7 protein-coding genes are annotated in these 12,086 nt (G+C 35.5%); 6 read left to right on the top strand and 1 reads right to left on the bottom strand.

Annotated features, from left to right (window positions below; all coding sequences use genetic code 11):
- The first annotated feature begins 136 nt into the window (after positions 1-136).
- On the top strand, positions 137-2,245 hold the full coding sequence (locus QWY86_RS12550; protein ID WP_290242650.1) for an ATP-binding protein: 2,109 nt from the start codon (positions 137-139) through the stop codon (positions 2,243-2,245).
- A 242-nt stretch (positions 2,246-2,487) separates the two neighbouring features.
- On the opposite strand, the gene QWY86_RS12545 is transcribed toward QWY86_RS12550, so the two are convergent.
- On the bottom strand, positions 2,488-3,486 hold the full coding sequence (locus QWY86_RS12545; RefSeq protein ID WP_290242648.1) for a LacI family DNA-binding transcriptional regulator: 999 nt from the start codon (positions 3,484-3,486) through the stop codon (positions 2,488-2,490).
- Positions 3,487-3,742: 256 nt separating this feature from the next.
- Between QWY86_RS12545 and QWY86_RS12540 the strand changes: the two genes are divergently transcribed.
- From QWY86_RS12540 to QWY86_RS12520, 5 genes are all read left to right on the top strand, one after another.
- The gene (locus tag QWY86_RS12540) at positions 3,743-5,488 is read left to right on the top strand and encodes a glycoside hydrolase family 13 protein (protein ID WP_290242646.1); all 1,746 of its coding nucleotides are present in this window, start codon (positions 3,743-3,745) and stop codon (positions 5,486-5,488) included.
- A 1-nt stretch (position 5,489) separates the two neighbouring features.
- Positions 5,490-6,839, top strand: a complete 1,350-nt coding sequence (locus QWY86_RS12535) for an MFS transporter (protein ID WP_290242644.1) — start codon at positions 5,490-5,492, stop codon at positions 6,837-6,839.
- A complete protein-coding gene (locus QWY86_RS12530; RefSeq protein WP_290242642.1) occupies positions 6,839-8,023 on the top strand; it encodes a glycoside hydrolase 100 family protein in 1,185 nt (394 codons plus the stop codon). The genes QWY86_RS12535 and QWY86_RS12530 overlap by 1 nt, the downstream gene beginning before the upstream one ends.
- Before the next feature lie 6 nt (positions 8,024-8,029).
- Entirely contained in the window at positions 8,030-8,941 is a 912-nt protein-coding gene (locus QWY86_RS12525; RefSeq protein WP_290242640.1) for a carbohydrate kinase family protein, read from the top strand.
- A 118-nt stretch (positions 8,942-9,059) separates the two neighbouring features.
- Positions 9,060-12,083 (top strand): SusC/RagA family TonB-linked outer membrane protein, encoded by a 3,024-nt coding sequence (locus tag QWY86_RS12520; protein WP_290242638.1) that lies wholly within the window; start codon positions 9,060-9,062, stop codon positions 12,081-12,083.
- Positions 12,084-12,086 lie beyond the last annotated feature (3 nt).

Below are 12,086 nucleotides of genomic sequence, written 5' to 3'. Positions count from 1 at the left end.
TCTCTAGATTTTAAATTAAAATAGTTCTTTTAGAGCAAAGAAATTATGTCTGCTTATTAATAATTCTGGTTGTAAAGCTGCATTTCAAATCATGCGAACATAATGTATATTTACAATCCCTTTTGTGAGATTTTTTATGATTGAAAACACCTTCGGCATCAACATTATACCAGATAATGATGCCGCTCGCCTCAAAGCCTTGCATCGTTACAGAATTGTGGATACACCATCTGAAGATAGTTTTGATGGAATTGCAAAGCTAGCAACTCAAATTTTTAATGTACCAATTTCTCTTTTGTCACTTGTTGATGCGGAATCGGTATTTTTCAAGGCCAATATTGGAATGGGAAAGGCAAAGGAGGCCAACAGGGGTAAAAGTCTTTGTGCACTTGCAGTGCTTGATAAAAAAGTTACCGTATTTGAAGATGCCTTTAAAGAGCCTTGCTTAATGGCTAACCCAAATGTTGTGGGCGATTTTGGTTTAAGATTTTACGCCGGAGCACCTTTGATAACACATGATGGTTTCTTAATTGGTACGCTTTGTATTATTGATAAAAAAGTTCGGCACTTTAGTGAATCTGATAGAATAATTTTAGAAGGATTAGCCAAAACGGCTATGGATCAGATAGAGCTCAGGCTATCGTCATTAGATACAATTGAAAAGTTTGAGTTGGCAAATGATGTTTTAAAAGCAACGCAATTAGAACTTAAAGAATCAGTTGAAGAGCTTGCATCAATTAATGAAGAATTAAACTCCGCGAATGAGAATCTAATCCACTCTTACGACATGACTGTTTTACTAAACAGAAGTTTAAGAGATAGCGAACTAAGGTTTAAATCATTTATTAACAAGGCACCCGTGGCGTTTGGTATTCTTAGTGGCAGCGAATTAATAATCGAAGTTGCCAATGATATGATTTTAAAAGTATGGGGCAAAAGTAAAAAAGTGATTAATAAACCGCTCGAAGAAGCACTACCGGAATTAAAAGGGCAACCCTATTTAGATCTTCTTGCTAATGTATTCACTTCGGGTAAAACTTATATTGGAGAAAGTGCCGCGGTTAAAATTAGCTATAATGGTGAGTTAAAAGAGTATTTTTTTGATTTTGTTTACGAACCCATTAAAAATGAAGCTGGCGAAACCAGTGCAATTATAGTTATTGCGAACGATGTTACGGATAGGATTGTAAGAAAAATTGAATTAGAAAGCGTTAATAATCAGCTACAAATTGCTTTACATGCAGGCGAGCTTGGCTCTTACAGTTTAGATATTTCAACTGGAAAAATGTCGTGCTCTGAACAATGTAAAAAGAACTTTGGTTTACAAGCAAATGAAAGGTTTGATTTTGAAGATTTAATGAATGCAATTTTGCCCGAATACCGAGAACAGATACAGCAGAAAGTAGAAGAGGCTATAAAAACGAAAACAGCTTATCATGCTGAGTATTTAATTAAATGGCCAGATAACACGCTTCATTGGATTAATGCTTCCGGACTTCCGGATTATGATGCCGAGGGAAACCCTGCCAGTATTAATGGCGTAACAGTAGACATTACTAAAAGGAAAAATTACGAACGCCAGAAAGACGATTTCTTAAGTATTGCAAGTCATGAGCTGAAGACACCAATAACCAGTTTAAAAGCAAGTATTCAGTTATTATCAAAACTAAAAAATAAGCCTAACCACGAAATGATTCCGAGGTTAATAGATCAATCGGCAAAAAGCATGGAAAAGCTAAATACCCTGGTTGATGACCTTCTTAATATTAACAGAGTTAGTGATGGACAGTTACAGCTTACAAAGGAAATATTTACGGTTTCAGAAATGCTGAATGTTTGTTGTAATCACGTTCGAATCGCAGGAAAACACAAGCTTATTGTTCAGGGAGATTTAGAGGCAAAAATATATGCTGATGAGCACAGAATTGACCAGGTTGTAGTAAATTTTGTAAACAATGCTGTAAAATACGCACCAAATTCTAAGAACATCTACCTGATTGTAGATAGTTATGATGATAAAATAAAAGTAACTGTTAAAGATACAGGCGATGGGATTGACCCAGAGGTACAGCCATTTCTTTTTGAGCGATATTACAGGGTCAATAATAAAAGTAAAACTTATTCCGGTTTAGGGTTAGGCTTATACATTTCTTCAGAAATTATAAAGAGACATGGTGGTGAAATTGGAGTAAATAGCACAGTTGGTGTAGGTAGCAGCTTTTGGTTTACCCTTCCGCGTAACTAAACTCTTAGTTAATTTTAAAGAAACCATTTCAAATATTGTTCATCTGTTACAACACAGCCCTTTGGTTCTCCTTTTTCCCTGACCGTAACTACAAGTTAAATACGCCCATACTTTGTATATTGTGCTGATGAAATGCATTTATCTGCAAACTATTTTGGTAACCTGATTAACAAGGAAACCAGAAAACTGCTTAGGAACACATGCGAAATAAAATAGTTGTAGTTTATAACTGCTAAATACCACTAAATCGAGCCTCCAACAACCAGCTTCGATTCATCAATAATAGTTTGAGCAAAAGAACTTCCGGCTATGCAGCGCATCATTCGGCCGAATGCAAGTTTGCCTAAATTATAGCCACTAGTTTCTGCGTAGGTAATTTCAGGATAAAAAAGCAAAGGAATCATGCCATCGCTTATTGCAATTACGCCTAAATCATGAGGCACCTGCAAGCCCATCCGTTGTATAGCTTTCATTGAACCGGCTAAAATTTCATCGCTCATACAAAAAACGGCAAATCGTTTACCTTTAAAATCAGCTAATATAGAAAGTGTAACCTGTTCGGCTTCTTCAGAACTTCCGGCGTGAACTGTTTTCAGATTGATTTTAGCATCATCCTTTAAAAGCACCGAGGTAAATTTATGTAACCTTGCTTTAGTAATTGACATATTTTTATCTCCAAAAATACCAACAACATTTACAATGCCCTTCTTTAAAATTTCTTCTGCAGCTATGGTTGCCGCATGCTCATCACCCACACAGATTTTATTACAAGATTCATATTGCGGAACTTTATCGAAAAAAATAACCGGGATACCATGAACATCCAATTTTAAAAAAGGTTCTATATCTTTTGTTTCAGAGGTAATGGCGATAAAAATTCCTGACACTCTTTTGTGCCTACAATTTTTTAAAATTTGCTGCTCAATCTCCGCGTCGTTCGATGAGCGATAAATAATTACCGAATAACCATAAACTCTGGCTTCTTCTTCAATTGCGCTTATAAAAGAATGATAAAAGAAATTAGATAAGCTTGGCACCACAACCGCAAATTCCTTGCTACTGTGGGTACGCAAATTTACAGCATACGGATTTGGGTCGTATTCTAATAATTCTGCAAGCTCGTTAATTTTTTTTTTGGTATCCTGAGATATATCGGGATGGTTTTTTAATGCCCGAGATACGGTAGATATACTTACACTTAACTGCTCAGCAATCTTTTTTAATGTAGCATTCTGTTTCATGATTTTATATTTGGTTAACCAAATATAAGTTTTCAACAGCAAACATTTTCGCAAATGTTTCCGCAAACGTTTGCGGTGATAATTTTATAATTTATGTATTTTTCAATTACTTATAATCTTATCTTCATGAAACCAATTTGTTACACATAGCTGAATTTCAATTTAGCAAAGTAGAATATTTCATATTGGATAGCCAAATACAAACGACTACAGAACTTAAGTTTTCTGATTTGGGAAACTTTTATTAGATAGAAATATGAGAAAATCTATTGTCTTAACGATTACATCTCTAATCTTTTTTGTTTCTATATGCTTTGCGCAGCAAGTTTCCAATGGTAATAAAAGGGCATGGTGGAAAGAGGCTGTTGTTTATCAACTATATCCACGCAGCTTTAAAGACAGCGATGGGGATGGTGTTGGAGATATCAAAGGAATAATCTCTAAACTTGATTACTTAAAAAACCTTGGCATAGATGCCGTTTGGCTAAATCCTATTTTTTCTTCTCCAAATGATGATAATGGTTATGATATAAGTGACTACAGGAATATCATGAAAGAGTTTGGCACCATGAAAGATTTTGATGAGCTACTTGCCGGATTACATGAACGCAAAATAAAATTGATTTTAGATATGGTGCTTAACCACAGTAGCGATGAACATGAATGGTTTAAGCAGGCAAAATCTTCACGCACAAATCCTTACAGAAATTATTACCATTGGTGGCCAGAAGAAAAGGGTAAACCCACGCCCAGATACAGTTTCTTTGATGTGAATAATGATGCCTGGAAATATGATGCAACTACAAAATCTTATTATTTACACTATTTCTCTCAAAAGCAACCCGATTTGAATTGGGAAAATGAAAAGCTTCGGACTGAAGTTTATGACATGATGAAATTTTGGCTAGATAAAGGCATCGACGGATTAAGAATGGATGCTTTTCAATATGTTTCAAAAGATACTACATGGAATAAATATCCCGATGGTTACGAAAAAGACATTATAAAATATTACGGAATGGGTCCTAATCTCCATAATTATTTAAAGGAGATGAATAAAACCGTAATCAGTAAATATAATGTTATGACTGTTGCAGAAGGCGCAGGTAGTACCTTGGAAGATGCACATTCTTTGGTTGACGAGGACAGAAATGAGTTAAATATGGCCTATCATTTTGAAATAATGGATATCGGGAACGATCCCAAAGGTTATAAACTTACCGATTTAAAGAAAGCTTTTACCAAATGGGATTACTCATTTGCTGATAAAGGCTGGCTAGCCATATTTCTGGCCAACCATGATGTTCCAAGGATGGTAAGCAAGTATGGAAATGATAGTCCTCAGTTTAGAAGCTATTCTTCAAAATTATTAACAACTCTTATCATGACGATGCGTGGCACTCCATTTTATTTTAATGGTGATGAACTGGGCATGTCGAACATTAAATTTAATAACATTGATGATTACCGTGACATTGCAACAATTAACGCATATAAAAGTATTAAAGCCAAAGGTGAGGATGTGCAGGCTTTTATGGATAAACAAAAATTTATCTCAAGAGATAATACTCGTACACCATTTCAATGGGATGCATCGTTAAATGCTGGTTTTACCACAGGCAAACCCTGGATAAAAGTAAACCCAAATTATAAAATGGTAAATGTTGCTGCCGAAGAAAAAAATCCTGCTAGCGAGCTTTCTTATTTTAAAAAGATAGTTGCACTTAGAAAATCGATGCCTGTATTGGTTTACGGAGCTTATAAAATTTTCGATATCGAGAATCCTGATGTTTACTGCTATACAAGAATGGATACTGAGGAACAGGTATTGGTTTTACTAAATTTTTCAACAAAAGCTTTGACTTATACTATTGATAAGCAAATTAATACTTCCGCAGCGAAATTGCTCATCAATAATTATAACGGATATGCATCAATAAAGGATAATATCATAAGTCTAAAACCTTGGCAATCGGTAGTTTTTAAAATTAATCAGCTGTAATATGATACTTGCTCAAGCAGAGAAAGCTGATAATTTTGCATCAGCTGTAAAATTAAACTTCGGTTCAATCATCGCCATGAATCTTGGCTTCTTCGGCATACAATACAGTTTTGGCTTACAGCAAACCAACATGACACCGATTTATTCTTACCTGGGTGCAAATGCTGATCAAATTCCACTGTTAAATTTAGCAGGACCAATGACTGGGTTAATCATCCAACCAATTGTTGGCGCAATGAGCGATAAAACTACGAGTAAGTTTGGAAGAAGAAGGCCATTTTTTTTAGTTGGTGCAATAATCTGTAGCATCTGCCTTTTTGCAATGCCATATAGCAGTTCTATTTGGATGGCGGCTGGAATTCTATGGATTTTAGATGCTGGCAATAATATAACGATGGAACCTTACCGGGCTTTTGTGAGTGATAAACTCCCATCGGATCAGCATGCTCTTGGTTTTTTAACTCAAAGTTTTTTCACAGGTCTTGGAATTACATTGGCAAATCTTACACCTGGAATTCTGATTGCAGCGGGCTTAATTAGCATTCAGGCCAGAAGTGGAAACAACATTCCTTATACCACTTATGCTGCATTTTTTATCGGCGGGGTGGTTTCCATCGGTTCAATTATGTACAGTTGTTTTACCACAAAAGAAACACCTCTATCAAACCAGGAAATAGAAAAAATTAAAGCCGAACCTGGTGGTGTAAAAATGATTTTTAAAGATATTGCAGAAGCCTTTAAGGTTATGCCATTAACCATGAAAAAATTAGGCATAGTTTACCTATTTAATTGGTACGCTATGTTTATTTATTGGCAGTTTATTACCCTTTGCCTCGCTAAAACTATTTATAACACTACCGATGCCTCATCAGATGGTTTTGCTTCTGCACAGTTACTTACAGGTACGGTAAACGGAGGCTACAATGTAGTAACGTTTATTGTGGCATTTCCACTTGCTTTTTTTGCACGAAAAATAACTGCTCAAAAAGTACACTTAGTAAGCTTGCTGTTTGGCGGTTTATGTTTGATTTGCCTTCCAATGATTCACAATCCTCTACTACTATTTATTCCGATAATTGGTTTGGGCGTTGCCTGGGCCAGTATGATGGGAACACCATATGCAATGCTTGCGGGGAGTATTCCAAAAGCAAAAACAGGAATTTTTATGGGGATATTGAATATGTTTATTGTAATGCCGATGCTTTTAGAAACCATAACATTTAAGTACATATACAAGTACGTTTTAGGGCACAGGCCTGAAAATGCAATTCTATTTGCAGGAATATTAATTACGATTGCAGGTGTTATGGTTTTATTAATCAAAAGAAAAAATACTTCTGATACTTTATAATGATAAATTCAAAACCATATAAACTTGCTTTAAACCTTTTGCATGAGGCATCAACTCCCTATGGATTTGTTGCTGCCGTGCAAGAACAGGATAATTATAAACGTATATGGACCAGAGATGGTGTAATTACATCAATTGCAGCATTATTGAGTGAAGATGAAACGTTGGTAAAAACGGCAAAAGCAACTTTAGAAACGCTGTTCAACAATCAGCATAAAATTGGTTTTATGCCATCAAATGTTTCACAAATTGAGGGCTCCGTTAGTTATGGTGGAACATCTGGAAGAGCTGATAATCCATCATGGGCGGTAATTGGTTTAGCCAGTTATACAATCTTAACAAAAGATGATAGTCTTTGGAATAAATATAGCAGTGAGGTTGATAAATGTTTTGCTGTATTAGAAAGCTGGGAGTTTAATGGTAAAAATTTGATTTATGTACCACAAAGTGGAGATTGGGCAGATGAATACATACAGCATGGCTACATTTTATTTGACCAGCTGTTACGCATTTGGGCGCTAAAGCTAGCTTTCCAAGTATCTGATAATAAAAAATGGAGAGATAAATCCTTACAGATTAGCGAATCCGTTAAGCTTAATTATTGGAAAAATGAAGGAAAGCAAAATCTATTTGCTACCAATCTAAATCACCAGTTGGAAGAAGCCTCAAATGATTTTTGGTTGATGGGCTTTAATCCCTCAAGAATTTACAAATATTTCGATTTACAGGCAAATACGTTTGGCTTTTTACTTGGTTTGGGTAGCGATGAACAAAACAAATCTGTTCTTAAATACATTAAAAATCTATATCAAAATAACCAATCCATGTTACCGTCATTTTACCCAACTGTAGAGGATAATGATGCCGATATGCAAGAATTAAAAAACAATCACGCATACGGTTTCCGAAATAAACCAGGTTACTTTCACAATGGGGGTTTGTGGCCTGTATGGAATGGTTGGCTTGTGGCTGCCTTAAATGTTCAGGGAGAAAATGATTTTGCAAAAGCTTTGTTGGCTAATATCCATCAATCGAATATGAAAGATGATTTATTTAATGAATGCTTGCATGGCACCATGCAGAATCCATGTGGAATACCCAATTGCACATGGAGTGCAGCCGGAGCAATAATTGGGGAGCAAGCATTGGCAAATAATAATTTTTATAAAATTTTTAATTTTTAAGCGATAATGAGTTTGACAAAAAATGTTTCTGAGAAAAGAATTTTAGTTGTAGGGGAATTGCTTGTGGATATTATTTCTGATAATAATATTACTTCACTTGCTTGTCCAACACAATTTTCAGCAAATCAAGGCGGAAGTTCGGCAAATTTATGCGCTAATTTAAGTTGGCTCGGTGTAAAATCTGAATTAGTGGCAACAGTTGGAAATGATAATTTAGGTACATTTTTAATTAACGAGCTTAAATCGGCTGGTGTAGATTACAAGCACATCAACCGTTCTGCTAATCGGCAAACTAGTATAGTATTAGTTGGCAAGAATGAACAAACACCAGATTTTATTCCTTATCGAAATGCTGATTTAGCCATTAAGAGAATCGATAATTCGTTATTAGAGCCTGCAATTATAATCCATACAACTGCATTTGCTTTGAGTAAAGAACCTGCCCGCAGTAATATTTTAGATGCACTTACAAAAGCAGCACAAATGGGTAAATCTATTTCAGTTGATTGGAATTTTGCACCATCCATTTGGCAGGATGAAGATGGTAAAGATGTATTTAAAAAGATAATCCAACTAAATCCAATGTTAAAAATCAGTATTGACGATTTGGAACGTTTTACCGGCGAAACCTTGACTATAGAACAATCAATTGCTTGGTTGGATAGTTTGAATACACAAATTATCTGCCTTACCTGCGGAAAAAACGGTGTATGGTTTAAAGAGAAAAATGATAGCTGGAAACATAAGTCAGCTATACCTGTATCGCTTATAGCGAGTGTTACTGGCGCAGGTGATGCATTTTGGGCAGGCTTTTTAGCAGCATTTATAAATGAAAAATCAGCAGAAGAAAGTATTAACGAAGCACTTAAAACCGCGAAACTTAAAATTGAAAAAGTTAGCGCCTTGTATAAACCATAAATAATCTATCATTAACATAAACTAAAAAACAAAGTATGAAATATTATCCACCTTAAGATTTACCAATATAAAATCGACACAAAAAACTAAATTTTCTAACCAATTAAATAAATCTATTATGAACATGACTCTACCAAGCAATTGCTCTGGCTCACCAAAGAAGCAGAAATTGCGTGTACTCAAGAAACTTACGTTTTTAAGTTTCTTTATGGTCTTTTTAAGCACACTAACTTATGCACAAACAGTTGTTAAAGGTGTAATTTACGATAGTGATAAAGCACCCTTAGCAGGAGCAACAATACAAGTTGCAGGTACAAATACCAGAACACAAAGTGATGCTGAAGGTAAATATCAAATAACAGCACCTAGTCCAACATCTAGACTTACTGTAAGTTTTGTAGGTTTCGAAACACAAACAGTAAGCATTAACAATCAAGCAATACTCAACATAACTTTAGCATCATTAAATAACCTCGATGCAGTAGTTGTAGTTGGATATGCTTCTGTAAGAAAAAGTGATTTAACCGGAGCTGCAACTACTGTATCGGCGAAGGATTTTAACAAAGGACCACTTAACGCACCTGACCAATTAATTCAGGGTAAAGTTGCGGGTGTGCAAATGATTAACAATAGCGGACAACCAGGTGGTGCATCAACCGTAAGGATAAGAGGTAACTCTGCCATCACTGGTACAGGGCAGCCACTTTATGTTGTGGATGGAGTAGCGCTAGACGGACGATCAGCCAGACCATCTACAAGTGCAGGTATTGGTACCGCACCAGATGGAAACCCATTAAACTTTATTAATCCGGCTGATATCGAATCGATGGAAATATTAAAAGATGCCTCTGCTACTGCAATTTACGGTTCTCGTGCAGCGTATGGTGTGGTTTTAATTACAACTAAACGTGGTAAATCCGGCGATACAAAAATCGATTTCAGTGCTTCAGCTGGTGTGAGTAATATTGCCAGAAGAGTAGACGTTTTATCTGGTGATGAATACCGTGCGGCGTTAGCAAAATACAATCTTGCTAATGGAAATTTTGGAACAAGTGTAGATGCACTTGATGCCATTACTAGGACCGCTTACAATCAAAACTATTCGGTTGGCATAAGTGGTGGCGCTAACGGCAATACATTCCGTGCTTCATTAGGTTACCAAGATCAGCAAGGTATTGTTAAATCCACTGATTTTAAAAAGTATAGTGCTGGTTTCAATGGGAATTTCAAATTTCTGGAAAGTAAAAAACTGGGTTTAGATGTTAATATGATTAGCAATCAATACTTAGAAAGTATAGCGCCAATTACAACTGATGCAGGTTTTACAGGAAGTTTAATCAGTCAGGCTTTGTCATGGAATCCAACGCAATCATTTTACAATCCCGACGGCAGCTTGTTTATCGATTACGGATCTACAACCATTAATCCTTTAGCTGCTTTAGCTGCAAATAGCGATAAAGCAAAAGTATCTACAATATTAGGAAGTGTATCTCCATATTATAAAATTACACCTTGGTTAGAATATCGTATGCTTGCCAGTGTTAATTACAGTACAGGCATCAGAAGGGCATCAACAAGAAGCATTTTAAATTTACAGGGTATTCAGCCATCAGGAACTTTCTTAGGTGGATATGCCAGCTACTCAAATAGCGAATTAATTACGCAGCAGTTTACCAATACCTTAAATTTTAATAAGGAAATCGCAACTAAATTAAACTTAAATGCAATTATCGGTTACGAATATTCGAATTTTATAAATAAAGGAACAACAAATACGGCAACAGGTTTTGGAGAAATAGCTGCAGATTACACCGACGCATTTCAAACTACAGCTCCTGCAAACCGTACATTCTCTGCCTTTAACAACCCAACAACAGAGTTACAATCTTATTTTGCAAGAGCGATTTTTAACTATGATAATCGATACATTTTAACGGCAACTTTTAGAGCAGATGGTTCTACGAAATTTGGTAAATCTAACCGTTATGGTTACTTCCCTTCTTTCGCGGCAGCTTGGGATGTGAAAAAAGAAGCATTCATGGCTAATACAGAATGGATTGACCAGTTAAAACTAAGGGTTGGTTACGGTAAAACAGGTAATCAGGATTTTCCATCGGGTTCGGCACAACAACGCTATGATTTTGGGAACTCAAATGGAGCTCCAACCTTAGTCGCGATTAATAATGCAAATCCAAACTTAAAATGGCAATCGGATGTACAAACTAACGTTGGGGTTGATTTTGCCTTTATGAAAAACAGATTTACTGGCTCTATTGATTATTTCCACAAAGAAACTAACGATTTGTTATTTCCACAAATTTCATTTGTACCAGCAGTTGGTGGAAATGTACCAACATGGGTAAATTTACCAGGACAAATTATTAACAAAGGTTTAGAGCTAACCTTAAATGGAAACATTGTAGAAACTGATAACATCTCTTGGTCTTTAGGTGGTAATGCAACTTTTATTAAAAATACAGTTCAAAACATTAGCGGTATTATTAAAACAGGCTCATTAAACGGACAGGGATTAAGTGGTGTTACAACTGAGGTTATTCAAAATGGTTTACCATTATTTGCTATGGTTACCAGACAATATAATGGCTTAGATGCTAATGGATTTTCTTTATATACAGATGATGGTTTTACCAATTATTACGTAGGTAATCCTAATCCTAAAGTTATTATGGGTTTAAGTACCAATTTCAGATACAAAAAACTATCATTTACAGCAAACTTTAATGGCGCATTTGGCCAGAGCATATACAACAATACTGCAAACTCTGTATTGGCTATTTCTAATTTAGGTACCAGAAATATTTCTTCAGCACTTGTAAGTTTACCTGTGGCAGAATCATTGGCAAATCCAATTGCAGCATCATCAAGATATATTGAGAAAGGTGATTATGTAAAACTGGCAAACGCAACTTTAAACTATAATTTTGGTAACATCGGAAAATCAATAAAAGCACTTAACATTTTTGTTAATGGTCAAAACCTTTTTGTAATAACAAATTATACCGGTTTCGATCCAGAAGTTAACGTAAATAAAAGTGTAAGTGGTGTTCCATCGGCAGGTATAGATTATACAGCTTATCCAACTGCCAGAACATTCAATTTCGGAGTTAATTTTTCTCTTTAATTT

Origin of the sequence: Pedobacter aquatilis (assembly GCF_030409415.1) — a bacterium.
In the GTDB taxonomy this organism is placed as follows: Bacteria; Bacteroidota; Bacteroidia; order Sphingobacteriales; family Sphingobacteriaceae; genus Pedobacter; species Pedobacter aquatilis.
The sequence above is the reverse complement of the archived record's forward strand: the minus strand, read 5'-3'. Positions and strand labels throughout refer to the sequence as shown.